A 25,366-nucleotide genomic window follows, 5' to 3' on the forward strand; every position below is an offset into this window, starting at 1 on the left:
CGGCTGCCCAGGTGACTCCGCGGCGAGACGAGCCTGGCCGGTTAGCGGTTCAGCCGGGTCATCAGCCGCTCCTCCTGCCAGTTGGCCGCGCCGTGGCTTACCCGGTGGCGACTGCCGAATAGGTCCAAACGTCCGCTGGAAGGTCGTGCTTCAAGCGCCAGGTGATCGCCATCGGCTTGCTGCCGGTGTGGCTCTCGTAGGTGGCCGGGCCGAGGAGCATCCACGGCTGGGACTTGCCTATGTCGGTGTCCTTGTAGCGGCGCATGAACAGCAGGACGTGGCTTCCGCGCTGCTTGTGCTGCCGATACCGCAGGCCGGTACGGGAGTTCTCCGCCGTCGAGTTCTGGGACTCCCAGTGGAACAGCGTCGGGCTCAGCGCGTAGTCCTTGTAGCGGACGGTGGGTGAGAAGTCCTTCTCGTTCTTCTCCAGCGTGATGAGCAGGGCGTCCGTCTGCAGCTCCTCGACCCACTGCACACCCTGTGCGAAGGTTCGCGGCATCTGCCCGCCGATGCGGGCCACTCCGAGGGCAGCGAGGATTTCGGAACGGTTGTACGCGCTGTGGACCCTCAGCGGAACATGGCTGAGACGGCCGGACAGCGGGATCGGGAAGTGGTCCGCCTGCTCCATGACATGTGACAGCACCTGCCGCAGCTCATCGCGGAACGCCCGGTGAGCGCGCAGCGATTCAAGGCCCTCCTGGTAGCTGGTGAACCCGCCCGCGTTGTCCCACAGGTTGAAGAACAGCATGCGGGCGTACGGCTGATCGGTCGGAGGCAGTTCCTCGTACGGCGGAGTGCCGTCTTCCAGGAGCCGGAGATAGGCCGCGGCGCGCTCCGGGTCGTCGACGTGGAGGAACGCGTGGACCCGCTTGAGTAGTGCCGCCTCTCCCGGTGCCGAGGCCTCTTCGATCAGGGCGGCTCGCCGAAGGACGGTAGTCCAGGAGTTCGCACTCTTGTAGAGCTCCTTGATCTCCCGGCGGCTCTCGCGAAGGTAGTCGGCGAGACGGGGGGTGCTGTACGCCTTGACCTCGTTCACCAGTGTCTTCACGGTGGCGCCCAGCTGCGTGCGGACGTTGTCCAGGACAAGGTTCTTGGACTTGCCCTCCAGGATGATCTGGCAGCCGGACGGCAGCTGCGGGAAGTCGTGCTCGATGTGATCGACGAGCCGGTTCCGCGAGAGGTTGGTCAGAGCCCGGAACTGCTCCTCGAAGCGGAACTCAGCCCGGTGCTGCCCGATGAAGTCGAGGACGGTCAGCACGGGCTTCGTCTCGGTGCGCCTCAGACCTCGCCCCAACTGCTGGAGGAAGACGGTGGCACTGCTGGTGGGGCGGAGGAGGAGCAGAGTGTCAACGTCGGGGATGTCCAGCCCCTCGTTGAACAGGTCGACCGAGAAGATCACCTGAAGCTTCCCCTCGCGCAGCTCGGAGAGGGCCCGGGCGCGCACCTCGGCGGCAGAGTCACTGTCGAGCGCTATGGCCTGGAAACCTGCCTGGCGGAAGAAGTCCGCCATGAAGTGGGCGTGCGCCTTCGTGACGCAGAAACCCAGTGCCCTCATGGCGCCGGGGTTGGAGACCTTGTCCCGGATCTGCTTCACCACGATCCGGGCACGGGCGTGGTTGCCCGTGTAGAGGTTGCCTAGTTCCTGGTCGGCGTACGCGCCCTTCTGCCAGCCAAGGTTCGTCAGATCTGTACCGTCCGGAATGCCGAAGTAGTGGAAGGGGCAGAGCAGGTCGTTTTCCAGGGCCTCCCACAGCCGCATTTCGGCGGCGATCCGGCCGTCGAAGAACTCGTCCTGGACGTTTCGCCCGTCCATCCGCTCGGGCGTTGCGGTGAGGCCCAGCAGCTCCCGCGGAGTGAAGTGGTCGATGACCCGCCGGTACGTGGCGGCAGTGGCGTGGTGGAACTCGTCGATGACGATGATGTCGAAGTGATCGGGCGCCAGTTGCTCAAGCCTTGAGACGTTGAGTGACTGGACGCTCGCGAACACGTGCTCCCAGGACCGGGGTTCCGTGCCGGCGTGCAGCAGCTCGCCGAACGAGGCGTCGTCCAAGACCTCCCGATAGGTGCGCAGCGACTGCCGAAGAATCTCCTTGCGGTGGGCCACGAACAGCAGCCTCGGCCGACCCCTTTTCGACGTTCCGCAAAGGCTCCGGTAGTCCAGGGCTGCCATCACGGTCTTGCCGGTGCCGGTCGCCGCGACCAGCAGGTTCCGGTGCCGCCCTCGGATCTCCCGTTCGACGGTGAGCCGCTCCAGCATGTCCCGCTGATGCGGGAAGGGCCGCACCTGAAGGCCGGAAAGGTTGATCTTCAGGTCGGTGGAGGACGTACTGCCGCCTGCCTGGGCCAGTGCTCCGTCGAGGCGCTCACCATGCAGATCGGGGTCGTACGTCTCGAAGGCCGTGTCGTTCCAGTACGCGTCGAAGGTCGCTTCGAACTTGTCCAGCACCGCGGGTGTCGCGATCGAGGACAGACGGACGTTCCACTCCAGGCCGTCGAGTAGTGCGGCTCTGGAGAGGTTCGAGCTGCCGACGTACGCCGTGTCGAAGCCCGTCCTGCGCCGGAACAGCCACGCCTTGGCGTGCAGGCGGGTGGAGCGGATCTCGTAGTTCACCTTGACGGTGGCACCGAAGTCGCGGACCAGGCGGTCGAGCGCGTGGCGGTCGGTGGCGCCCATGTACGTGGTCGTGATGACCCGGATCGGTACGCCTCGCTCCTTGGCGGCACGCAGAGCGTCCTCGAGGACCCGGATGCCGTACCACTTCACGAAGGCGCAGAGCAGATCGATGCGATCGGCCGTGGCGAGCTCGGCCCGCAGCTCCGAGCCCAGACTGAGGTCTTCCGGCGAGTTCGTGAGCAGCGATGTCTCGGAGAGTGGGGTGAGCGGCCGGATCGCGTAGGCCCCGGGCGCCTCCTGCTTGGCCAGGGCGAGCAACTGACGGGGGCCTTCTGCGACCGTGCTGACCGGCTCGGGTTCGCCGTGCTCAGGAGTAGCAGTACTCAGGGACGTCAGGATCTGGTTGGCGAATCGAACCTGCTGGGCGGGCGGGAGTTGATTGAGCCTGCGAGCGACCACCTCGCCGATGTGACGGGCAAGCACGTGGGGTGCCGACTCGGCGCTGACTTCCGCGTCGACTGCCTTCCACCCCATGGCCTCTAGCTGTCCCAGCGCCTCACTCACGTTCTCGGTGATCAGCTGCTCGTACACGCCAGCGACCGGCTGCATCTGTCCCCCCGGCTCCGCCACCTTGACCCCCTCGGCCACTTTCAATGTGCATTTGTTTTAACAGGGGGCACTGACAGAAGTCCTCGGCTACATAAGGGAGAAAACTCCCAGACCCACACCGAACGCCATGGAAAACACACACCACACCAGGTTCGCGGTAGGCGAGTACGACTTGGCCGTGCGGACCACCACCGCGCGTCGTGGGTCCTCCGGGTCGTAGCGCAGGATGACCGGGGTGCCGCGGTAGAGGGCGTTCGGGGAGTCGGGGTTCAGGGGGACCTGGCGGTAGGTCTGGGTGGTGGGGGCCGTGGGGTCGCCTGGGGGTGGGGCCTGGTAGCGGATCTGGGGTGGGTGGTAGGACGTGCCGACGCGGCGGGGGGAGTTGGCCACCTCGCCCCGCGTCCGGACGCCCCGCACGCCGAGCTGGTTCAGGGACCGGCGGGCGCGCAGGGCGGCGTGGGTGCCGTGGGCGCCGATGAACGTCCAGAAGGCGGCGAAGAGGAGGGAGACGGTGAGCCAGGGTTGGGACATGGCCGGCTCCGCCCCCCTCCGCCTCGTTCTGTTGGGTCCAGCCCTTTAGACGGCTGCCGCGGGGTCCGGCGTTCCGTGGCAGTCGCCGTAGCTGTGGCCCGAGCCGCACCAGCAGTGTGCTGTGCGCTGCGGGGGCCAGGCCACGGCGCGGCCGCGGGCCGCGAGGGTCGTCGCGTACTGGGGCAGGAGGGTCGCGTCGGACGGGCTCGAGCCCTCCGAGGCGGCGAAGGCCTCGTAGGACGGGACCGTGCCGGTGACGATGCCCAGGTTGGGCGTGCCCGAGGACGCCAGTTCGCGGAGGGAGGTCTCTATGGTCGCCAGGTGGGCGTCGTGGGAGGGGTACTCCGCCGCCAGGCCGGCGTAGGCCGCGAGCAGTTCCGTCAGCTCGGAGGACGGCCAGTGCAGGACCGCCACCGGGAACGGGCGGGAGAGGGCCTCTCGGTAGGCGCCCAGCTCGGCGTTGAGGCGGGAGATCTCCGCGGCCAGCTCCGCCGGGTTGTCCGAGCCCAGGGACCAGACCCGCTTCGGGTCGTGGAGTTCGTCCAGGGAGACCGGGGAGGCGTGGAGGGTGTCCGCGAGGGTGTCCCAGTCGTCGTGGGGCAGGCCCAGCATGCGGCGGACGCGGTGACGGCCGTAGAGGAGGGGGTGCGCGCCGTACGGGGGCTCCGTACCGTTCGGCAGGAGGAGGGTCGCCGCCTGCGTGAAGGTCTGCTCCGCCGCCTCCAGCTCGTCGTGCGACTCCAGGGACTCGGCGACGATCACCCAGGGGGCCGGGTCACGGGGCGCCGACGCGCGGATGCCGTCGATGATCGCCCTGGCCTCCGCCTCGTGGTCGTACTCCCACAGGTTCGAGGCCTTCAGGGCGCGGACGAGGTGGGGGTTCTCCAGGCCGTCGGCGGAGGACAGCAGACGGTCGTAGAGCGTCGTCGCGGCGGGGCGGTCGCCGGACAGTTCCAGATGTGCCGCGGCGCGCAGGAGCAGGGCCTCGGCGTCCTCGGGGTACAGGCCGGCGGTCCGCTCCAGGCGTGCCGCTTCGGCGGTGTGGTCGACGTTCTCGGCAGGCGTGTCGGGGCGCATGGGTGACACCGTACTGCCGACCGGTGACACAGGTGGAGTACGCGGTTTCCCGGCGGGCGCGGCCCTCCTCACATTCCGGTCATGCCGCCACCTGTGAGGGTCGGGGACAGCGCCGGAACCCAGAAGACGGCGACGGCCAGCGCGAGCGAGGCGACACCCACGGCACGGGCCACCAGGTGGCCGGCCGGGGCCAGCTTCTCGATGGAGATCACGGCGGCCAGGACCACCATGGCCCACAGGTTCATCACACCGAAGGCCGCCAGCACCACCATCAGCGACCAGCAGCACGCCAGGCAGAAGGCCCCGTGGTGGAGTCCGGCACGCAGATCGCGCGAGGGTGCCGGGTACGAGGCGTAGCGCAGCATCATCCCGATCGGCGAGCGGCATCTCGCCAGGCAGCGGTCCTTGAGAGGCGTGAGCTGGTAGACGCCGTTCACCGCGAAGACCGCCGCGGCCACAACGGTCCCCGCCATGGCGGGGAGGCTCGTCACCCGGCCCAGGGCGGCGGCCAGACCGTAGGCCGGCAGCCCGGCCGCGGCCCAGACAAGCAGGTAGGCGACGGTGAAGACGACCATGCGCGGCGCCCGGTGAACGGTGATGGTGCGCGCGTACAGCCCGGCGACGGGCGCCGTGGCGGGCAGCATCATGGCCGCCATCATCAGCGTCCACACGGCGAGAAAGCCGGGCAGGCCCACACCCATGGTTCCGGGCATCGCCTGCGTGCCGCCCCAGCGTGTCACCATCCAGACCCAGGCGGCGGCCGCCGCGACCAACAGCAGTCCAGCGGGCCCCGCGCTGCGGCGGACGGCGACCGGCCGACCGGTCACGCGGACCACGTGAAGGGCGCCGAGTGGCCGTTGCCGCCGGAGAAGTCCCAGGACCGGCCGTAGACGCCGTTGCCCGTCGCGCGGTTGGACCGGGCAATGGTCAGCGTGCTGTTCACCGGGTGGAACATGCCGGTCAGGCCCATCACGGGGCCGTCCGCGCCGAACTGCGGCGCGACCTGGTCCTCGATCTCGATGTCGATGGCGTCGCCCACCCGCGCGGCGTGGCGGCGGCCGTCGTCGCGGTACTCGATGGGGACGCGCTCCACTCCGAGGACCTCGCCGATGAGCGGGGTCAGCGCCGCCATCGGCCCGCCGGCCTGACCGGAGAAGACCTTGCCCAGCGCCTCCGCCTGGCCGTCGTCGGCCGAGGCGTCGAGATAGAGCGCCACCTGCCAGCCGCCGTCGGCCATGACCCGGGGCGCGTCGATGAACACGGCGGCGTTGCGGCCGGCGACGTCCACCCCGTCCACGTTCCCGCTGTCCACGTGGAACGCGAAGGTCACCTGACAGCGCTCGTGGTCGGCCGGTGCGGTGAGGCCCGAGGTGGTGCAGGGGCACACCACGTCGCAGTTGCAGCTCTCCAGATACGTGCCGTTCAGATTCCAGGGCATGGCTTTCGCCTCCCTCGTCACGTCCCCCTCGGTTCTACGTCCCCCGGTGGACTGCGTCAGGAGGGCCCGTTCGGTCGCGGGGCCACTCTCCTCCCAGGCTATTCCCGAGGGCCCCCGCCCCGCATATCCGCTGTCGGTCCGCAGGCCCGTTCCGCCAGTGCGGAACCAATGTGGGCAGCGCGGGCGTTGTGATGATGAGGGGTCGGGTACCGGTCCCGGCAGGGGAGACAGGGGGTGCCGTGATCAGCCGCAGCCGCAGCCGCAGCCGCAGCCGCAGCCGCGTCGTGCGTCCCGCTCCCGTCGCCCTCCTGCTGGTCCTGGTGCATCTGTTCATGCTCCAGGCCGCGCTCCTCGACACCGGCAGCCTGTCCGCCGCCGTCGCCCTCGCCGCGACGGCCGCCGCCGGTTCCGCGCTGGCCGCCTGCTCGCTGCTCGCCGGCCGCTGCGCGCCCGCCGTCCCGTCCCACCGGGTCCGCACCGCGATACGCGACCGGGCCCGCCGTACGGCCTTCCTGCCCCAGCGCGATCCCGACGCCCCGGGGCGCCGCCGGCCCCGGGCACCCGGACACGCCCTCGCGACGATCCGCGCGTAGGGCACTCCTTCACCTTCACCGACGAGACCGCCGGTCCCCACCGGTGCCCTCGCGCGGGTCGTCATGCCGCCCTGCCCACTCCGGTCACACCGGCACCGACGCACCCCGTCCCGAAGGGTCCACCCATGTCCGTCTTCGCCCGCCTCGTCGAGCAGCTCGCCGACCTGCTCCAGCCGCTCTTCCACGCCTCCGCCGCGGCCGCCGCGATCGTCCTGTTCACCGCACTCGTACGGCTGCTCGTCCACCCGTTGTCCCGAGCCGCCGCCCGTGGCCAGCGCGCCCGCGCCGAACTCCAGCCGCGGATCGCCGAGCTGCGTGAGAAGCACGCCAAGGACCCGCAGCGGCTGCGGAAGGCGGTAATGGAGCTGCACGCCGAGGAAAAGGTGTCGCCGCTCTCCGGCTGTCTGCCCAGCCTGCTCCAGCTGCCCGCCTTCTTCCTCCTCTACCACCTGTTCTCGAACACCTCGATCGGCGGCGGGAGCAACGAGCTGCTGACGCACTCACTGCTCGCAGCGCCGCTCGGCGGCCGCTGGGCCGACGCCGTCGCCGGTGGCGGGGTGTTCGGGCCGGCCGGGCTCGTCTACCTCGGTCTCTTCGTCCTCGTCGCGGCCGTCGCCGCCTTCAACTACCGGCGCACCAAGCTGATGGCGGCGAAGAACCCGGTCACGGTGGCCGCCGGCGACGGCGGGCGGGTGCCGGGGCTCGCGGCGGTCGGCAAGGTGATGCCGTTCATGTCCTTCTTCACGCTCGTCACCGTGGCGGTCGTACCGCTCGCGGCGGCGCTGTACGTCGTCACCAGCACGGCCTGGAGCGCTCTGGAGCGGGCCGCGCTGTACCGGTGAGCCGGGGCGCGGTGCGGGTCGGGTTGCGGTCCAGTACGTGAACAGGGTCTTGTGGACTGGACAGGGGACTTGGAGGATCGACCAGTCCCGCGATGGCCGCACCCATTCGCCGGGCGCCCGCGATCGAGGGAGATGGTGACCATGAAGCTGCTGCGAGTCGGTACGGCCGGAGCGGAGCGCCCGGCGCTGCTCGACGCCCAGGGAACCCTGCGGGACCTGTCGGGGATCGTGGACGACATCGATGGCGCGCTGCTCGCCGACGACGGCGCGCTCGGCCGCGTCCGGGCGGCGGCCGAGGCCGGTGAGCTGCCCGCGCTGGACGCGGCGGGGTTGCGGATCGGGCCTCCGCTCGGCCGGATCGGCAAGATCGTGTGCATCGGGCTCAACTACCACGACCACGCCCGGGAGACCGGCGCGGAGCCGCCCACCGAGCCCGTGATCTTCTTCAAGGCCCCGGACACGGTCGTCGGGCCGAACGACACCGTGCTGGTGCCGCGTGGGTCCAGCAAGACCGACTGGGAGGTGGAGCTGGCCGTCGTCGTAGGACGTACGGCCCGCTACCTGGAGTCGGCCGAGGACGGGCTCGCGCACGTCGCCGGATACGCGGTGGCGCACGACGTGTCCGAGCGGGAGTTCCAGATCGAGCGGGGCGGCACCTGGGACAAGGGGAAGAACTGCGAGACGTTCAACCCGCTGGGCCCCTGGCTGGTGACGGCGGACGAGGTCCCGGATCCGCAGGCGCTCGCGCTGAAGCTGTGGGTCAACGGCGAGCTGAAGCAGGACGGGACCACGGCCGAGCAGATCTTCCCGGTGGGGGAAGTGGTGTGCTACGTCAGCCAGTTCATGACGCTGTACCCCGGGGACGTCATCAACACCGGAACCCCGGCCGGGGTCGCCCTGGGCCGGCCCGACCCGAAGCCGTTCCTGCGGGCCGGGGACGTGGTGGAGCTGGAGGTCGAGGGGCTGGGGCGGCAGCGGCAGGAACTGCAGAACGCGTAGGCGCTCCGCTGGGGGGGGTGGGGGACTGTGGTTGTGGGTCTGCTGCGGGTGGTTCGTGGTTGGGCGCGCAGTTCTCCGCGCCCCTTTGGGGGTGCCGAGGTTGGAGGTTGGCCTCGGGTGTTCCGTGGCTGGTCGCGCAGTTCCCCGCGCCCCTTGCGGGGCGCTGAGGTTGGACGTGCACCTTGCGGGGTGCCGCGGTCAGCGCAGTAGGTCGGACAGTCGGCGCCATGCTTCGCGGGGGAGGTTGTCCCGGTCGCCGCCGTCGACGATCTGGAGGGCTACGTGGTCGGCGCCTGCCTCGTGGAAGGCGGTGATCCGGCTGCGGATGCGGTCTTCGGGGCCCCAGGCGTAGAGGGCGTCGATCAGGCGGTCGCTGCCGCCTGCGGTCAGGTCGTCCTCGGCGAAGCCCAGGCGCTGGAAGTTGTTGGTGTAGTTGGGCAGCGCCAGGTACATCGCCAGATGCTCGCGGGCCAGGGTGCGGGCCTTGGCCGGGTCCGTCTCCAGTACGACCTTGAACTCCGGTGCCAGCAGCGGCTCTTCGCCCAGGATCTCGCGGGCCCGGGCGGTGTGCTCGGGGGTGACGAGGTAGGGGACCGAGCCCGCCGCCCGGTCGCGGGACAGCTCCAGGGTCTTCGGGCCGAGGGCCGCCAGGACCCGGCGCCCGGCCGGGACACCGGCTTTGTCCAGCGCGTCGAGGTAGGCGACCAGCGCGGAGTACGGGCGCCGGTACTGCTCCGCGAGCTTGGCGTGGCTCACGCCGAGCCCGAGCAGGAAGCGGCCGGGATGGGCCGACTCCACCTCGGCGAAGGCGGCCGCGCTCTCCTCGGCCTCGTACTGCCAGATGCTCTGGATGCTCGTGCCGACGGCCAGCCGGGACGTCGTCTCGAGGAGCGGGAGGGCGTGCCGGGGCGCGCTGCTGCCGCCCAGCCAGGCTGCCCCGTACCCGAGTTGTTCCAGTTCCGCGGCGGCCTCGGCGATCTCGCCGCGCAGGGCCGGGGCCTCCGAACGCAGGCCCACGCTCCAGACGCCGTACCGGCCGACGGCCTCCTTGGCGGTGCTCGCGCCGTTCGTCGACTCGCTCATCGGGTCACTTCCCTCCGGATGGGTGGCGTGCCGTGATCATCGTGCACGTCGGTCCCAACCGGAGGGAGCCGCGCGGTAATCCCACCGACGGGCTATTGGCCGAGGAACTGCTCCAGCGCCTCCACGACGAACCGGTGGTCCTGGAGCTGGGGCAGTCCGGAGACCGTCACCGTGCCGATGACGCCCACGTTCTCGACGTTGATCGGGAAGGCGCCGCCGTGCGCCGCGTAGGCGTCGGCATCCAGGCGGGAGGCCTCCTCGAACGTCGTGCCCTTGGCCCGGAAGCGGGCGCCGACCAGGTACGACGAGGCGCCGTAGCGCTCCACCACCCGGCGCTTGCGAAGGATCCAGGCGTCGTTGTCGGGCGTGGAGCCGGGCAGGGCCGCGTGGAAGAGCTGCTGGCCGGCGCGGTGGATGTCGATGGCGACCGGGGCCTGGCGCTCCCGGGCCAGCTCGACCAGGAGCGAGCCGAGCGCCCACGCGTCGTCGTAGGTGAACTGCCGGAAGACCAGGCGGCGTTCCTGCGCCTCCAGTTCCTCCACGCTCGGGGTGATCTCGGGGGCGAACTTCGGGGTGATCTTGGGGTGGTGCATCAGAGGGTCACCGTCACCTTGTCGCGGGCGGACCGGCGGGCCGCCTCCAGTACGTCCAGGGCCGCGGCCGCCTCGAGGGCGGGCACCGGGTTGGGTCCCGCGCCGTTCAGGGCCGCCGCCACGGCCGCGTAGTAGGCGGGGTAGTCGCCGGAGAGGGTCGGTACGGGGCGGCCGCCGCCGGTCACCGGGGACTCTCCCCCGGAGGGGGGACCCCCAACACCGAGCCGGCCCCACAGGGACTCGGGCTCCGTGCCCCAGTCGGCGCTCGTGCCGGGGCGTTCGTTCGCGCGCAGGGCCGCCTCCTGGGGGTCGAGGCCGTACTTGACGAAGCCGGCCTGCGAGCCCAGGACCCGGAAGCGCGGGCCGAGTTGGGCCGTGGTCGCGGAGACGTAGAGGTGGGAGCGGACACCGCCCGCGTGGGTGAGCGCGATGAAGGTGTCGTCGTCGGTCTCCGCGCCCGGGCGGCGGATGTCCGTCTCGGCGTAGACCTCGGTGACCGGGCCGAAGAGGACCAGGGCCTGGTCGACGACATGGCTGCCGAGGTCGTAGAGCAGACCGCCGATCTCCGCCGGGTCGCCGGACTCGCGCCAGCCGCCCTTCGGACGCGGGCGCCACCGCTCGAAGCGGGACTCGAAGCGCCAGACGTCGCCCAGCTCCCCCTTCTCCAGCAGGGCCCGCAGGGTCAGGAAGTCGTTGTCCCAGCGGCGGTTCTGGAAGACCGACAGCAGCAGGCCGCGCTCCTCGGCGAGGGCGGCCAGCTCCCGCGCCTCGGCCGCCGTGCCCGCGACCGGCTTGTCCACGACAACCGGCAGGCCCGCCTTCAGGGCGGCGGTGGCGAGCGGGACGTGCGTCTTGTTCGGGGAGGCGATGACGATCAGGTCCAGCTCGCCGGCCCGGCCGAACAGCTCCTCGGGAGTGCCGGCGACACGGACGTCCGGGAACTCGGCGCGGGCCTGCTCCTGCCGCTCGGGGTTCGAGGTGACCACCGTGTCCAGGGTGAGGCCCTCGGTGGCCGCGATCAGCGGGGCGTGGAAGACGGAGCCTGCGAGGCCGTAGCCGATCAGGCCGACGCGGAGGGGGGTACCAGTCATGCCTTCTACTTTGGCAACGCTGTTGCCAAAGTGCAAGCGGTGAGGACAATGGGGGGATGGGCGGCGTGAACAGCGTGAGCAGGACGAAGAGCGGGCCGGTCGGAGCGAATCTGTTCGCGGTGCGGTCCCACAACACCGCGCTGGTGCTGGATCTGCTGCGCGGTGCCGGCACGGCGGGGATCAGCAGGCTGGAGCTGGCCGAGCGGACCGGACTGACCCCGCAGGCCGTCAGCAAGATCACCGCACGGCTGCGGGAGGCGGGGTTCGCGGCGGAGGCCGGTCGCCGGGCGTCCACCGGGGGCAAGCCGCGCACCGTGCTGCGGCTGGTGCCGGAGGCGGGGCACGCGGTGGGCGTGCACCTGGACCGGGACGAGCTGCGGGCGGTGCTGGTGGATCTCGACGGGGCCGTGGTGGGCGAGCGGGGCGCCGCGCTGGACCTCGGGGGTGGGGCGCGGGCCGTGCTGGGGGTGGTCGCGGGGGAGGTGTCGGGGCTGGTGGGGGAGGTGCTGGGAGGTCACGGAGCTTCCGGGGGCCTTTCTGGGGGGCTCGCCGGTGTCGGCTCGCTGCTCGGTGTGGGCGTGGCGCTGCCCGGGCCGCTCGATCACGCGCGGGGGGTGTTGCACCGGGTCACCGGGTTTCCGGAGTGGGACGGGTTTCCGCTGCGGGACGCGCTGGTGGAGCGGTTGGGGGTGCCGGTGGTGGTGGACAAGGACACGAACGCGGCGGCTCTGGGGTTGTCGGTGGGGGTGTGCGGTGGTGCGGGGGCCGGCCGTGAGGGGGGTGAGGGTGGGTCGTTCGCGTATCTGCATCTCGGTACGGGGCTGGGGGCGGGGCTGGTGATCGGCGGGAACGTGCACCGGGGGGTGCGGACCGGCGCGGGGGAGTTCGGGCACCAGGTCGTTCAGCTCGACGGGCCCGCGTGCGAGTGCGGGAACCGGGGGTGTGTGGAGGTGCTGTGCCTGGGGGCTGTGGCGCGGGGTGAGGTGCGGGAGGCGGCGCGAGTGCTGGGGGTGGGGGCGGGGAATCTGGTCGGGCTGCTCGACATCGATCTGGTGCTGCTCGGGGGGCGGACCGTGGCGGGGGCGCCGGAAGTGTTCGTGGAGGGGGTCGCGGAGGTGCTGGCCGCTCGGGCTCGGCGGGAGGGGGTGGCCGGGCGCGTGCCAGTGCGGGTTGTCGGTGGGGAGCGGGTTGTCGCTGAGGGGGCTGCGCAGTTGTTGTTGGCGCCGGTGTTCGGGCGGGCGGTGGGGTAGGGGGGTGCTGCTGGGCGGGGCTGTTGCGGTTGCCGGTGCTTGGCGCGTAGGGGTGCGCGGTGTTGGTGCCGTGCCAGGAGAGGTTTCACTTGCCCGCGCATATCGGGTGCCCGCAGCTGGGCTCTGGGCGGCGGGCTCGGTGTTCGTGGTTGCGTGGGGCTCTGCGCTGATCGAGGGAATTCGGTCGGGGGTGCGGAGTGGCGGACCGGGGTCGTCGGTTTTGTCCGGGATGGTCATGTGTTTATGCGACTGTGTGCGTCCGTGTCCCTGTCCCTGGGTCTGGCCGCAGGCGCCGTGTTCGTGCCCGTTCCGTCGGCCGCTGCCCAGGCGGACGCGACGTGTGCGGTATCCGGCGACCGTGCCTTCCCGCTGGCCACCCGCATCCACGGCGGGCCCGGCGCCTACGAGGCGGGCGGTGGATTCGGCACCTGGTACCTCGACCTCACCAACTCCACCAGCCGGACCTGCACCGACCTGCACCCGGTCGTCGTGCTGGTCGACGACAAGCGCGCCCTGAAGCCGTCCCAGCCCAAGCTGGAGTTCTACGACGGCACCCGCACCCTGCCCGTGAGCTTCGAGAGCACCGACGCCCAGGAACTGGTCGGCGTGCTGGACGCGGAGGGGTTCGGCGGGTTCACCGTGCCGCCCGGCAAGACCGTCACCGTCAAGCTCAGGCTCTCCCTCACCGCCGACGCCGTGCCCGACCAGGTCACCGCGAACGCCGCCGTCGTCCAGCGCCGGGGCGAGGACGGCGACTGGGTCGGTGAGTCCAACGACTATCGCTTCTCCGTCGGCGGTGGGGGGAACGGGCGGCAGCAGGACGAGGAGCACGAGCAGGAGCAGGAAGGGGACGGGACGCGGACGCCCGGGGACGGTGCCGGGACCGCCAGTCCGGACGGCAGCGCGAGTCCGGGCGGTACGGCGAGTCCGGACGGCAGCGCCAGTCCCGGGGCGACGGCGACTCCGGTCGGCTCGACGGGTACCGCGACCGAGCCCCGGCCGACGGCCGGCAGTGCCGATCCGGGTACCAGCGCGCTGCCTTTCAGCGCGGCCGCGCAGCAGGCCGGGGAGCGGGCCCGGGAGCTCGCGCGGACCGGGATCGGGCTCGCCCACGGGCTGCTCGCGGCCGTCACCGCGCTCCTCGTCGTCGTCGGCGGAGCCTTCCTGCTGGCCCGCCGGCGCCGCTGAGGGCGGTTGCGCCCCCTCCGCTCCACTGACCTGCGACCTGCCTGGGTCAAGATCCCGGCCACCTGATTAGGCTGGTGGCGTCGGTACGCCGTGGTTCCGGCGCCCCCGTTCTTGACCGTACGCACGTCAGGAGACGCAAACGCATGGCAGACCGCAAGCCCGTCGAGTCGTGGCTCACCGACATGGACGGCGTCCTGATCCACGAGGGGGTCCCGATCCCCGGTGCCGACGCCTTCCTGAAGAAGCTGCGTGACTCGGGGCGGCCCTTCCTGGTGCTCACCAACAACTCCATCTACACCGCGCGCGACCTGCACGCCCGGCTCCGGCGGATGGGCCTGGACGTGCCGGTGGAGAACATCTGGACCTCCGCCCTGGCCACCGCCCAGTTCCTGGACGACCAGCGGCCCGGCGGCAGCGCCTACGTCATCGGCGAGGCCGGTCTGACCACCGCGCTGCACGACATCGGCTACGTCCTCACCGACCACGAGCCCGACTTCGTGATCCTCGGCGAGACCCGCACGTACTCCTTCGAGGCCCTGACCAAGGCCGTGCGGCTGATCAACGACGGTGCCCGGTTCATCGCCACCAACCCCGACAACGTCGGCCCCTCCGCCGAGGGCGACCTGCCCGCCACCGGCTCGGTCGCCGCCCTGATCACCGCCGCCACCGGCAAGAAGCCGTACTTCGTCGGCAAGCCCAACCCGCTGATGATGCGCGCCGGGCTCAACGCGATCGGCGCGCACTCGGAGACCTCCGCGATGATCGGTGACCGTATGGACACCGACGTCCTGGCGGGCCTGGAGGCCGGGATGCGCACCTTCCTGGTGCTGACCGGTGTCACGCAGCCCGATGACGTCGACCGCTACCCCTTCCGCCCCTCACGGGTGGTCGACTCCATCGCGGACGTGGTCGACCTCGTCTGAGACCTGGTCCGAGCCCGGAACCGAGTGGGCCTGAGCAGGCCCTGGGCAGGCTCCGAGCAGGGATTATCAAACCAAGCCCCACCCGTTCGGAGTAATCGCGCGCCTCCCGAGGATGCGGAGGCGCGCGGTACGGGGGAGCCTCCCAGTATCTGGAGGTTCACGATGGGCTCACAACGCCTCACTCTCTGTACCGGGACTCTCTGCGCCGGACTGCTCGCCGTCATCGCCTTCACCACGGCCGCCTGCGCGACCGACGGTGGCAACGGAGTCTCCGCGGCGACCGACGGTGGCAACGGAGTCTCCGTGACCCCGGTCTCCCCGGCCCCCGGCACCGATGTGTCCCTGCGAGTGCGTGGCTGCAGCGCGGCGCGGGCCGTCGCCACCTCGAAGGCCTTCGTCGCCGATGCCCGGCTGACGTCCAACATGGGCATCCTGAGCGGCGACACCCGCGTCCGCGCCTCGGTCGCACCGGGTGTCTACGACGTGCGGGTCACCTGCGCCGACGTGGCGCTCAACAGCAGGATCACCATCGGGCGCAAGGCCTCGGGCCTGTTGCAGCAGCAGGGGACCGGCACCGGCGACACCGGGCAGCCCACCGGCCCGTCCGGCACGCTCACCACGGCCGCCTCGCCCGTCGCGCCGGTCGCCGCGGGCGGTGGCGGCACCGCGCACTTCGCCACGGTGGCCACCGACGGGTCCGGCCCGGGCGCCGGCCAGGCGGTGACCGGGCTGACCCTCGCCGGGATCGCCGCGGCCGCCGTCGGGCTGCGCAGGGCCCGCCGGAGCCAGGGCACGGACTGAGCGCGGGCAGCGGCCATGTCCGACGAGTACGGGCACACCTCCGGCGCCGGACGCCTGGTCACCGTCCTGGCCTGGACGCTGCTGCTGCTCGGGCTGTGGCTGTGGGGGCGGGGCGTCACCGGCGTACCGCAGAGCCCGGCGGGGCCCGCCACGGGCGACGTGGCCGGGCTCGGCCGCGCGGAGGCGGTCCGGCTGCCGCCCGCGGCCAAACCGCTCACGGCCGCGATCCCGCAGCGCCTCGACATCCCTCAACTGGCCGTCACCGCGCCGGTCGTGGCCCGGGGGCTGGACGCGCGGGGCGCCATCGAGCCGCCTCCGTTCGACCAGCCGGGAGTGGTCGGCTGGTACGGATCGGGGACCAAGCCCGGCGCGGCGGGGACCGCTCTGCTGGTCGGGCACGTCGACACGGAGACCCGGCCCGCCGTCTTCTACCGGATCAGCACGCTCAGGCCCGGCGAGACGGTCCGGGTGGTCCGCGCGGACGGCCGGGTCGCCCGGTTCACCATCGACGACGTGCGCGTCCTGCCCCGCGACGACTTCGACGCCAAGACGGCCTACGGCCCGCGGAAACCGGGGCGTGCCGAACTCCGGCTGATCACCTGCGGCGGCACCTTCGACCGGGCGAGCCGCAGCTACACGGCCAACGTGGTCGTCTCCGCATACCTCACCGGCACCGGCCCGTGACCGCCAGAACCCCCGCCCGAGCCGCCTCCCGGGCGCCCCCACGGAGGAGCCTCTACCCGAGTCCCCCCGAAGCCCCCCCCAGAGCCCCACGAAGCGGCCCCAAAAGCCACCACCCCCCACCCGAGCGCCCCCCGAAGCCCCCGCCCCAGTGCCCCCGAGCGACCTCGTGACCGGCCCCGGCGGTGTGCCACGATTGGCACTCGGAACGATGCGCCCAGGGGGGAATCGCATGCACGACAGCAGGGGGGTCCGCACCGCGGCACGGGTACGGGCGTCCGCGGCGGTGCTGGGGGTGGCACTGCTGCTCGCCGGCTGCTCGTCCGGCGGGGACGGCGCGGGCGACGCGAAGGCGGACATCAGCCAGCAGCCCAAGTCCGCCGACCCGTTCTGGGTGAACCCGGACGGCAACGCGGCCCGCCAGCTCGCCGCCTACGAGAAGGCCGGCAAGAAGACCGAGGCCGAGCGGATCCGCCGGATCGCCGAGCAGCCGACCGGGGAGTGGATCGGCCCCGAGAACCCCGAGCAGGAGGCCCGCGGCTTCACCGAGGCCGCCGAGAAGGCCGACCGCACCGCGCTGCTCGTCCTCTACAACATCCCGCACCGCGACTGCGGCCAGTACTCCCAGGGCGGCGCCACCGACGGCGACGGCTACCGCGCCTGGATCGACGGCGTGGCCCGGGGCATCGGCGACCGCGCCGCCACCGTCGTCCTCGAACCCGACGCCGTACTGCACCTCGTCGACGGCTGCACCCCGGACGAGTTCCACGAGGAGCGCTACGACCTGCTCAAGGGCGCCGTCGCCAAGCTGAAGTCGCTGAAGCACACCAAGGTCTACCTGGACGCGGGCAACGCCGGCTGGGGCCACCCCGACCAGATCTTCGAGCCCCTGCGGTGGGCCGGCGTGGACCAGGCCGACGGGTTCGCCGTCAACGTCTCCAACTTCTACTCCACCGAGGAGTCCATCGCCTACGGCAAGCAGCTCTCGGCGAAGGTGGGCGACAAGCACTTCGTCGTCGACACCAGCCGCAACGGCAACGGCCCCTACACGGGCGGCGATCCGGCCCAGCGGTGGTGCAACCCGCCCGGCCGGACGCTGGGCCGGACCCCGACGGCCAGGACGGACGACCCGCTGGTCGACGCCTACCTGTGGGTCAAGCGCCCGGGGGAGTCGGACGGCACCTGCAAGGGCGGGCCGAAGGCGGGCCAGTGGTGGCCCGGTTACGCACTCGGGCTGGCCAGGGCGGGCAAGCAGTAAGGCGGAAGGGGCGCCCTCCCGTGCGGAGGGCGCCCCTTCGGGCCCGCGGAACGCGGCTCAGGGGACCTTGACCCACTGGGCCTTGCTCGGCGTCCCCTGGTCGTCGTCCACGAACAGCATGTACCAGCCGGACTGCACCAGGTTCCGGCTCTTCGGCACCGTCACGGTGATCTTGTCGCCGGACGTGGTGAAGTCCAGCGCGATGGACCGCTGGTCCACGTCCGTCACATGGGTCGAGGCGCTCGGCCGGATCAGCCGGGCCTTCTTGACGCTGGAGGCGTGCTTCGAGGTGAACGTCCCCGAGGCGCCCCGCGCGATGGTCTGCGGCCCCCCACTGAGCGACGGCCGCGAACCCCGGTACAGATACGGCGGGGTGTAGATCTCGATCCGCTGCTCGAACTTGCCCGGCCTGGTGTTGGCCGCGTCCGCGTACAGCGAGTCGGACCCGAAGAACATCACCCGCCCGTCCGGCAGCAGGATCGACCCGGAGTGGTAGTTGCGGCCCACCAGCGGATCGGCGACCTCGGTGAAGCTGTTGCTGTCCGGGTGGTACATCCGGGCCTGCAGGATGTTGGAGTCGCCGCGTCCCCGGTAGTCCTCCGAACCGCCGGACACCAGCACGGTGTCGTCGGGCAGGATCGAGGACTGCGGATACCGGGTGCCCTTCGCCAGCTCCGGCCCGTCCACGAACTTCGGGTTCCGCGCCTTGAGGTCGATCAGCCGGGTCTTCTTGCTGGACAGCTTCGACTCGCCGACCCCGCCGCCGCCGATCACCATGAACTTCTCGTCCTGGGCCGGAGGCAGCAGCACCGTGCCGGACGTCTCCATCATGTTGGGGTCACCGAGCCCCGGCAGCTTGGTGAACTTGTTGGTGTCCACGTCCCAGATGCCGGGCTTGCGGCCCACGTTGTCCGGTCCGTAGCCCGCGTTGGAGCCCGAGTAGAAGACCTTCCCGTTCTGCGTCAGGAACAGCGCCGGGTACGTCGGGAACTGCCGGAGCTTCCTCGTGTAGGTCCACTTCTTGGTCTTCGGGTCGAAGGTCTCGTTCTTGCCCGGCACCAGCTGACCGATGTCGTCCAGCCCGGAGACACTGAGGACCCTGCCGTCCGACAGGGTGGTGAGCGTCGGGTACCAGCGGGCCTCGTTCATTGGGTCGACCTTGATGTACCGCTCGGCGACCGGGTCGAACTCGTAGGCGTCGCGGATGCCCTGGAAGTCCTTCTTGTCGAGGGCGAGCTTCTGCGCGATGCCGTACGTGTTGCGCGCGTCGACGCCGCTCAGGCCCTGGATCCGGTAGTTGTCCTGGGTGCCGGTCTCGTACTTGGTGCCGCTGCGCTGCGCCTCGACGTAGATGCGGCCCAGGCCGGGGTCGTTGCGCAGGAAGACACCGGTCTGCGGGTCGAACACCTTCTTCGCGCGGGGTACCAGCACCGGGTCCTTGGAGACGAACGTCCTGCCGTTGGTCCTGCCGGTGAAGCGGGTGCCCGCGGGCAGCGTGATCGGCTTGTCCGGGTTCTCGTTGTGGACGATCATCAGGCCGCCGGCCTTGGTGACGTCGCCCTTGAGCTTCTCGTACCGCCTGGTGCCGCCCGCGATCAGCAGGTTGCCGTTGGCGAGCTGGGTGTGCCCGGTGCAGAACAGGTCGGTGGGCGTGGGGATCTTCTTGATCGTGCCCTTGACCGGATCCCAGATCCGGGTGTCGAACTGCTTCTTGTCGAAGTTGTCCTGGTTGTTGCCCGACCCCGCGACCAGCAGCACCTTGCCGGTGTGCAGCAGCGCCGCGTGGATGGTGTCCTGCCGGTACTCCTCGGGGAACTGGACGATGTCCCACTTGCCGTTGGAGGCCTTGTACTCCGGCTTGTTGATCTTGTACTGGTGGTACTGCTCGGTTCCGAAGCGGTAGAGCCACGGCCCGTTCATCCCGGCCAGCGCGACTACCACCGCCGTGCCTATCGCGAGTCGACGAGCACGGCGGCGGCCGGCCTGGTCCTTCATTCCTTACGTCCCCCAAGTCCACCAAGGGCGATCTGCATGGTCTGGTCGTTGCCCGCGGCCGGGCCGGCGCCCGGTGCGCCGGGCGGCGCACCCCAGCCGGTCCGCTGTTGCGGGACCTGCGGCGCCTGTGCCGCGTACTGCGGAGGTACCGCGTCCTGCGGCTCGGCCGCCGGGACGGGCGCGGGCGCGCCGGCGGCGTGCCGGGGCCTGTTCTTCTGCTGCCGTAGCTCATGGCGCCAGATGAAGACCGGTGTCGCGGTGATGAGCAGGGCGAACGAGGCCCAGGTGATCATCGCCGGGTGGGAGTGCCCGAGGACGAGACCGGCGACGATCGAGGCGCCGAAGATCCCGATGAAGTACCAGTGGTACCGGAAGGTGCCGAACCAGGTGTCCGGGCTCGCCGAGTCGCCCTTGGGCGTGACCACGAACTTGCTCTTGCGGCGCAGCACCGCGTCGATCAGCGCCTTGGCGTACAGCGGCGCGGACAGCGCCGACATCACCATGCCGGCCACACCGCCTGAGCCCTCCGGCTCGTGCGGGGAGACGTTGTGCCGGCGGTTCCAGATGTACAGGCCGATCTGGAGCGCGGAGGCGTTGCCGTACAGCATCAGCCACACGGTCGGGTCGATGTTCACACCCGAGGCGCCCAGGCCCAGGAACAGGGCGCAACTCAGCGCCGCGAGGATCCAGTTGAGGGCGGACATCGGGTAGAAGATGATCATCATCGTGTAGTTGAAGAGCTTGCCGGGCGGCAGGGTGTAGAAGCCCTTCCAGTACTGCTTGAGGATCGTCTCGTACGTACCCCGCGACCAGCGCATCTGCTGGGTGAAGAAGTCGGTCCAGGCGTTGGGGCCCTCACCGACCGCGAGCACGTCCGGGGTGTACACGGACTTCCACTTGCGGCCCGTGGCCGGGTTCTTGGCGCGGTGCATCTCGAACCCGGTGGCCATGTCCTCGGTGATCGAGTCGTACAGGCCGCCGATCTGCTTGATCGCCTTGATGCGCACGGCGTTCGAGGTGCCCACGAACATCGGGGCGCCGTACCGGTTGCCGGCCCGCTGGATGAGCGCGTGGAAGAGGAACTGCTGCGACTCGGCGGCCTTGGTGACGAACGTGTCGTAGTTGCCGTAGACCTGCGGGCCGATGACGAAGCCGACGTCCGGGTCGCGGAAGTAACCGAGCATCCGCTCCAGGTAGTTGGGCAGCGGGACGTGGTCGGTGTCGACGGAGGCGAAGAAGTCGTAGTCGCCGCCGTGCGCCTCCAGCCAGGCGTTGTAGTTGCCGTGCTTGGTCTTGGCGCGGTGCGGGCCCTTGGCCTGGTTCCACCGGGCGACGCCCTTGCGGGAGAAGTGGTGGACGCCGAGCCGGGCGCAGACCTCCTTGACGGCCGGGTCGTCGCCCTCGTCCAGCAGCCAGACGTGCATCAGGCCCCGGTGGCGGAGCTTCACGGCCGCCTCCAGCGTCTTCGTCACCATCTCCAGCGGCTCCTTGCCGGGCACGAAGGAGGTGAGGAACGCGACGCGCGTGCCGGTCTCCGGCACCACCGGGACCGGGTCGCGGGCGACCAGGGTGGCGTGCGCGTTCGAGAGCACGTTCATGCAGCGGAAGAACTCGATCAGGCCGATCGCGACCAGCATCACGATGTCCAGCGCGGGCAGGAAGTCGTAGGCCGGGTAGTCGCGTTCGGTCCAGTGCTCGGGCTGGAGCAGCCAGAACAGCAGGACCAGCGAGAGCACCGGGGCCGCGCCGAGCATGAGCGCGGCCCGTACGCGGTGCGGTTCCTGGGAGAGCAGCGATCGGTACTGCACCCGGTAGGGCTTCGCCGGATCGGGCTGGGTGAGGGGACCCGAGAGGCGGCTGTAGTGCTCGTAGTCGTATTTGGGCAGGCTCTTCTTTATTCGGCGGAACTGGCCGGTCCGATGCGTCACCGCACGAAGCTGTGTGGTCTGTGACGGGTCGTCGTGTTGTTCGTGGCTCTGTCCGGCGCCCGTCGGCGTCGACGTCATGAGTCATCCCCCCGCACGCGAGTCACCGCGTGTTTCGTCGGTCTTTTATCGCCCGGTCGGGGTCCCCTCGGCCGTCACAGGCGGACATGGTGTGGGTCGCGGTCACCATGTCCTGCACACCATATAGACACGGGATCACGACCTTCCGGTTGCATGATGCCCCCCTCGACATCCGCTCACTGAGCGGGGCCCCCTCCCCGCCGGCCGGCAACCGGTTGCTTCCCCCCAACTGCCGCGAAGAGCGGCTGCGTGACAACCAGGGTTCTACGGCGTCCAGCGTGATCGCAAGACGGGAAACGTGGAGTTTACCGGTCAAACCCGTTGATTGTGGCGCGGGTGGTGTTCGGGGGGCTCGGGTGCGCCGATGGGGGAGAGCCGGGCGCGGATATTGCCGAAGTGGTCTCTTATGGCCTCCTCCGCCCGCAGGGTTTCGCCGGACCTGACCGCGTCCAGGATCTCCCGGTGCTGCCGGCAGGTGACCCGCGGGTCCTGCGGCACCTCCAGCAGATCCCGCCGGACGCGGTGGAAGGCGTCCCAGAACGCCTCCAGCACCTCGCTCAGCAGTACGTTGTCCAGCCCCCGGTAGAGGGTGGCGTGAAAGGCGCGGTCGGTCTCGGCGAGGCCCGCCCCTTCGGCGGCCTCCTGTTCCATACGGGTGACGAGGGCGTCCAGTTCAACGAGGTCGGCCTCCGGCAGTCGCCCGGCCAGCCGCGACACCAGTCCGGTCTCGACGGCCTCGCGCAGCTCCAGCAGCTGCAGCAGGGAGTCCTCGCCCCGGTAGTGCCCGGCGACCGTGCGGAAGGCGAGCCCCTCGATCATGGGGGCGAGGGACATCGGGCCCACGTAGGTGCCGAACCCGTGCCTGATCTCCACGATGCCCATCGCCTGCAACGCCTTCAGCGCCTCGCGCACCGAGTTCCGGCTCGCCCCGAGGAACTCCATCAGCTCGGGCTCGGTCGGCAGCGGGGCGCCCGGGGGCAGCCGTCGGTCGACGATGAGCTTCTTGATCCGCTCCTGCAGGTCCCGGGCTGCCATGGCGAGAGGGTATCCGGCCAATAGGGGGGAGGGCCGGGTTCCGGCTCACGACGCCGGTCACCGCAGCTCGGGGGTGTGGGTGGCGGAGCCCCCACAAGGCGCGGCGAAGCCGCGCGAAAACAGAGATGGCGAGGTGGTTCGCGTTTCCGCGAACACGCCTCGCCATCGTCATCGTGCGCCGCCAGGGACTCGAACCCCGGACCCGCTGATTAAGAGTCAGCTGCTCTAACCAACTGAGCTAGCGGCGCCTGCTGACGGGAGAACTCTACCCGACCTTCGGCGGTGCTCCCGACCATGTGCTGCGCACGGGGGAGCCGACCATACGGGATGTACATCATTCGGACCGTCAACATGCGTACCGTGACGACAGTTGTAAAACTGATCAACGTGCACAGTAGCGGACATTTCCACCCCGAATGTGAGGCAGATCGCATGACGGCTCCGGCGTTCGAAGAGGTCGACCCCGGGCGCGACTGCGACTGCCCGGCCTGCGTCCACGCGCGGCGGGCCGGCTCGCGCCCGCTGTCCGGGCGCTTCGGCGGCCACCTGGCGACCCGGGGGATCGTGATCGTGGCCGCCGCCGCGTCCGCCGCCCTCGGCGCGCTCACCCCGGCCGCCGCCCTCACCGCGCCCCAGTCCCCGCACCGCCCCGGCGACCCCGGGGACGGCGAGCCCGCCACCCCGCAGGGTGCCAAGTCACCGCTGCACGGCCCGGCCGGGCCCCTGCCCGATCCGGCCACCTCGCCTCCGGCCACGCCGCCCCCCGCCACCCGGACCCAGATCATCAACCGGGCGAAGGTCTGGGTGGCCGCGAAGGTGCCGTACAGCATGGAGGACTACTGGACCGACGGTTACCGGCAGGACTGCTCGGGCTATGTGTCCATGGCGTGGGGGCTGGGCTCCAACGAGTGGACCGGCAGCCTCGACCAGTACGGCGTGAAGATCACCAAAGAGGAGCTGCTGCCCGGCGACATCCTGCTCTTCCACAACCCGGACGACCCCGAGCGCGGCTCCCACGTCGTGATCTTCGGCGGCTGGACGGACTACACGCACACCTACTACACGGTCTACGAGCAGACACCCCCGCACGCCCGCACCCAGGCCACGCCGTACCCGTACTGGAGCAACGCCTCCAAGTACGTCCCCTACCGCTACAAGGGCGTCGTCGCGGACACCGCGGGTTCCCAGCCGGCGAGCGACGGCAAGGCGCCGCGGCCGGTCACCGGCCGGGCCGGCCCGTCCCGGCCCGCCTCGCACGGGGTGCCCGGCTACCCCGGCCGGGCCCGGTTCCGTCCGGGCGAGGCCAATCCGTACGTGACCGAGCTGGGGGAGCGGCTGGTGAAGAAGGGGTTCGGCCGCTTCTACCCGACCGGGCCCGGTCCGCGCTGGGGCGACGCTGACCGGCGGGCCGTGGAGGCCTTCCAGCGCGGCCAGGGCTGGCGCGGCGGAGCCGCGGACGGCTACCCGGGCCCGGAGACCTGGCGCCGCCTGTTCTCGTAGGCACCGTTCCCGCTGTCCCGGCCCCGTCCGTTCCCCCCGGTCCGACCGTTCCCGTCCCCCCTCTTCTCACTGTCATGACGCATCTGGCGCGGAGGCTGGAGCACGCATGAGTACGACAACGTCACACACGTCGGAGTCCGAGGAGCAGCCGGAGGGCGCGGGGCGCCCGGCGGGTGGCACGGCCACCCGTCCGGCCCGGCTGATCCAGAACGAGGCGACCACCGAGATCCCCGTCCATCTGCTGTTCCGCGACGAACCGGAGGCGGTGTCGGTGCCGCTGCGGCCCGCGGTGGTGGCCCGCCGGCAGGGCACCGGCGAGCAGCCGCGGCTCAGGCGTCCCGTCCCGGCCCGCAGCCGGACGGCGCCGCGGCTCGACCCAGGGCTGGCGGAGCGTCCGGCGCGGGTGCTGCCCGGTCTGGCCGGGGTGCTGGCCGGCGCGGGCGGGCTCGTGGGCGGCCTGGCCGCCTCGTGGTGGGCGGGCGTCCTGCCGCCGCTCGCCGCGGGGGTGCTGCGCGTGCCGCCGTTCACCGGCGCGGGGCTCGGCCCGGCGCAGTGGGCGGCGTTCGCCGGGTCCGGGGCGCTCTGTGTGCTCGGCTTCGGCGGGCTGGCCCGGGGCCGCACAGGACAGGCCCGGCTGCTCGAGCTGTTCGGCCGCTACCGGGGGACGGTCCGGCGCACCGGCCTGCTCTGGGTGAACCCGCTGCTGCGCCGCCGCCGGGTGGATGTGCGGCTGCGGCACTGGCGCAGTGAGGTGATGCCGGCGGCGGACGCCAACGGGGTGGCGCTGCGGGTGGTGGTGCTGGTGGTGTGGCGGGTGCGGGACACCGCGCGGGCCGTGCTCGGCATCGACGACCACGAGGCCTATCTGCGGGAGTGTGTCGAGGCGGCGCTGGCCCGGGTTCCGGTGGAGATGCCCACCGGGGCGGGCGGCGGCGTGGCGGCGGCCGGGGAGCTGCTGACCCGGCTGGTGGTGGCGGACGCGGCGCCGATCGGGCTGGAGGTCTTCTCGGCGCAGCCGGTCCGGGTGGAGTACGCCCCCGAGGTCGCCGCCGCGATGGACCGGCGCCGGATCGCGGCGCTGGACGCCCGGGAGCGGGCCGGGATGCTCAACTCGGTCGTGGACTCGGTGGAGGACACGGTGACCCGGCTGACCATGCGCGGCCTGGTCGAACTCGACGACTACGAGCGCAAGGTGCTCGTCCGGGACCTGACGGTGGCGTTCTGCTCGGGACGCGGGGAGCGCGTGTGACCGGTCAACG

General features: G+C 71.2%; 22 protein-coding genes and 1 tRNA gene. 11 read left to right on the top strand and 12 right to left on the bottom strand.

The annotated features are described in order from the left end of the window. Nucleotides 1-97: 97 nt before the first annotated feature. The 5 genes from ACFVVO_RS15470 to ACFVVO_RS15490 all read right to left on the bottom strand — a co-directional run bounded on the left by ACFVVO_RS15470 (nucleotide 98) and on the right by ACFVVO_RS15490 (nucleotide 6,269). Nucleotides 98-3,223, bottom strand: coding sequence for a DUF3427 domain-containing protein (locus ACFVVO_RS15470; protein ID WP_390055128.1), 3,126 nt, complete (start codon nucleotides 3,221-3,223; stop codon nucleotides 98-100). An 87-nt stretch (nucleotides 3,224-3,310) separates the two neighbouring features. Continuing rightward, nucleotides 3,311-3,754, bottom strand: coding sequence for a DUF3592 domain-containing protein (locus ACFVVO_RS15475; protein WP_390055129.1), 444 nt, complete (start codon nucleotides 3,752-3,754; stop codon nucleotides 3,311-3,313). 45 nt (nucleotides 3,755-3,799) lie between these two features. Beyond that, on the bottom strand, nucleotides 3,800-4,831 hold the full coding sequence (locus ACFVVO_RS15480) for an SEC-C domain-containing protein (protein ID WP_390055130.1): 1,032 nt from the start codon (nucleotides 4,829-4,831) through the stop codon (nucleotides 3,800-3,802). 68 nt (nucleotides 4,832-4,899) lie between these two features. Further along, the gene (locus ACFVVO_RS15485; RefSeq protein WP_390055132.1) at nucleotides 4,900-5,658 is read right to left on the bottom strand and encodes a DUF2182 domain-containing protein; all 759 of its coding nucleotides are present in this window, start codon (nucleotides 5,656-5,658) and stop codon (nucleotides 4,900-4,902) included. Then, nucleotides 5,655-6,269 (bottom strand): DUF1326 domain-containing protein, encoded by a 615-nt coding sequence (locus ACFVVO_RS15490; protein WP_390055134.1) that lies wholly within the window; start codon nucleotides 6,267-6,269, stop codon nucleotides 5,655-5,657. The genes ACFVVO_RS15485 and ACFVVO_RS15490 overlap by 4 nt, the downstream gene beginning before the upstream one ends. A gap of 332 nt (nucleotides 6,270-6,601) precedes the next feature. Between ACFVVO_RS15490 and ACFVVO_RS15495 the strand changes: the two genes are divergently transcribed. The 3 genes from ACFVVO_RS15495 to ACFVVO_RS15505 all read left to right on the top strand — a co-directional run bounded on the left by ACFVVO_RS15495 (nucleotide 6,602) and on the right by ACFVVO_RS15505 (nucleotide 8,703). Beyond that, the gene (locus tag ACFVVO_RS15495; RefSeq protein ID WP_390055585.1) at nucleotides 6,602-6,862 is read left to right on the top strand and encodes a DUF6412 domain-containing protein; all 261 of its coding nucleotides are present in this window, start codon (nucleotides 6,602-6,604) and stop codon (nucleotides 6,860-6,862) included. A gap of 125 nt (nucleotides 6,863-6,987) precedes the next feature. Next, the gene (locus ACFVVO_RS15500; protein ID WP_390055135.1) at nucleotides 6,988-7,704 is read left to right on the top strand and encodes a YidC/Oxa1 family membrane protein insertase; all 717 of its coding nucleotides are present in this window, start codon (nucleotides 6,988-6,990) and stop codon (nucleotides 7,702-7,704) included. Nucleotides 7,705-7,845: 141 nt separating this feature from the next. Continuing rightward, nucleotides 7,846-8,703 carry a fumarylacetoacetate hydrolase family protein gene (locus ACFVVO_RS15505; RefSeq protein ID WP_390055136.1) on the top strand — a complete coding sequence of 286 codons (858 nt, stop codon included), beginning with the start codon at nucleotides 7,846-7,848 and terminating at the stop codon, nucleotides 8,701-8,703. Nucleotides 8,704-8,901: 198 nt separating this feature from the next. Here ACFVVO_RS15505 and ACFVVO_RS15510 read toward each other — a convergent pair whose 3' ends face one another. From ACFVVO_RS15510 to ACFVVO_RS15520, 3 genes are all read right to left on the bottom strand, one after another. Further along, entirely contained in the window at nucleotides 8,902-9,786 is an 885-nt protein-coding gene (locus tag ACFVVO_RS15510) for an LLM class F420-dependent oxidoreductase (RefSeq protein WP_390055137.1), read from the bottom strand. A gap of 92 nt (nucleotides 9,787-9,878) precedes the next feature. After that, nucleotides 9,879-10,379 carry a heme-degrading domain-containing protein gene (locus tag ACFVVO_RS15515; RefSeq protein WP_390055138.1) on the bottom strand — a complete coding sequence of 167 codons (501 nt, stop codon included), beginning with the start codon at nucleotides 10,377-10,379 and terminating at the stop codon, nucleotides 9,879-9,881. Then, complete coding sequence (locus ACFVVO_RS15520; protein ID WP_390055140.1) at nucleotides 10,379-11,470, bottom strand: Gfo/Idh/MocA family oxidoreductase; 1,092 nt, start codon at nucleotides 11,468-11,470, stop codon at nucleotides 10,379-10,381. The genes ACFVVO_RS15515 and ACFVVO_RS15520 overlap by 1 nt, the downstream gene beginning before the upstream one ends. A gap of 56 nt (nucleotides 11,471-11,526) precedes the next feature. Here ACFVVO_RS15520 and ACFVVO_RS15525 point away from each other — a divergent pair, with 56 nt between their 5' ends. From ACFVVO_RS15525 to ACFVVO_RS15550, 6 genes are all read left to right on the top strand, one after another. Beyond that, nucleotides 11,527-12,720, top strand: coding sequence for an ROK family protein (locus tag ACFVVO_RS15525; RefSeq protein ID WP_390055141.1), 1,194 nt, complete (start codon nucleotides 11,527-11,529; stop codon nucleotides 12,718-12,720). A gap of 261 nt (nucleotides 12,721-12,981) precedes the next feature. After that, nucleotides 12,982-13,908, top strand: coding sequence for a hypothetical protein (locus ACFVVO_RS15530; protein WP_390055143.1), 927 nt, complete (start codon nucleotides 12,982-12,984; stop codon nucleotides 13,906-13,908). A gap of 143 nt (nucleotides 13,909-14,051) precedes the next feature. Next, on the top strand, nucleotides 14,052-14,831 hold the full coding sequence (locus tag ACFVVO_RS15535) for an HAD-IIA family hydrolase (protein ID WP_390055145.1): 780 nt from the start codon (nucleotides 14,052-14,054) through the stop codon (nucleotides 14,829-14,831). 162 nt (nucleotides 14,832-14,993) lie between these two features. After that, nucleotides 14,994-15,632 (top strand): hypothetical protein, encoded by a 639-nt coding sequence (locus ACFVVO_RS15540; protein WP_390055147.1) that lies wholly within the window; start codon nucleotides 14,994-14,996, stop codon nucleotides 15,630-15,632. A 15-nt stretch (nucleotides 15,633-15,647) separates the two neighbouring features. After that, a complete protein-coding gene (locus ACFVVO_RS15545) occupies nucleotides 15,648-16,316 on the top strand; it encodes a class F sortase (protein WP_390055149.1) in 669 nt (222 codons plus the stop codon). 229 nt (nucleotides 16,317-16,545) lie between these two features. Continuing rightward, nucleotides 16,546-17,571 (top strand): glycoside hydrolase family 6 protein, encoded by a 1,026-nt coding sequence (locus ACFVVO_RS15550; RefSeq protein ID WP_390055151.1) that lies wholly within the window; start codon nucleotides 16,546-16,548, stop codon nucleotides 17,569-17,571. Nucleotides 17,572-17,628: 57 nt separating this feature from the next. Here the strand turns inward: ACFVVO_RS15550 and ACFVVO_RS15555 are convergent, their stop codons facing one another. The 4 genes from ACFVVO_RS15555 to ACFVVO_RS15570 form a co-directional block, all read right to left on the bottom strand. Beyond that, entirely contained in the window at nucleotides 17,629-19,566 is a 1,938-nt protein-coding gene (locus ACFVVO_RS15555; RefSeq protein ID WP_390055153.1) for a galactose oxidase-like domain-containing protein, read from the bottom strand. Continuing rightward, a complete protein-coding gene (locus ACFVVO_RS15560) occupies nucleotides 19,563-21,572 on the bottom strand; it encodes a glycosyltransferase family 2 protein (RefSeq protein WP_390055155.1) in 2,010 nt (669 codons plus the stop codon). The genes ACFVVO_RS15555 and ACFVVO_RS15560 overlap by 4 nt, the downstream gene beginning before the upstream one ends. Nucleotides 21,573-21,884: 312 nt before the next feature. After that, the gene (locus ACFVVO_RS15565) at nucleotides 21,885-22,607 is read right to left on the bottom strand and encodes a FadR/GntR family transcriptional regulator (protein WP_390055157.1); all 723 of its coding nucleotides are present in this window, start codon (nucleotides 22,605-22,607) and stop codon (nucleotides 21,885-21,887) included. Between the two features lie 174 nt (nucleotides 22,608-22,781). Next, nucleotides 22,782-22,855, bottom strand: a tRNA-Lys gene (locus ACFVVO_RS15570). A gap of 184 nt (nucleotides 22,856-23,039) precedes the next feature. On the opposite strand from ACFVVO_RS15570, the gene ACFVVO_RS15575 reads away from it, so the two are divergent. Together ACFVVO_RS15575 and ACFVVO_RS15580 are read left to right on the top strand one after the other, a co-directional pair. After that, nucleotides 23,040-24,107, top strand: coding sequence for a peptidoglycan-binding protein (locus ACFVVO_RS15575; RefSeq protein ID WP_390055159.1), 1,068 nt, complete (start codon nucleotides 23,040-23,042; stop codon nucleotides 24,105-24,107). Nucleotides 24,108-24,213: 106 nt separating this feature from the next. Then, nucleotides 24,214-25,356, top strand: a complete 1,143-nt coding sequence (locus ACFVVO_RS15580) for an SPFH domain-containing protein (protein ID WP_390055161.1) — start codon at nucleotides 24,214-24,216, stop codon at nucleotides 25,354-25,356. Nucleotides 25,357-25,366: the final 10 nt, after the last annotated feature.

Origin of the sequence: Streptomyces sp. NPDC058145, from assembly GCF_042884245.1 — a bacterium.
Classification (GTDB): Bacteria; Actinomycetota; Actinomycetes; order Streptomycetales; family Streptomycetaceae; genus Streptomyces.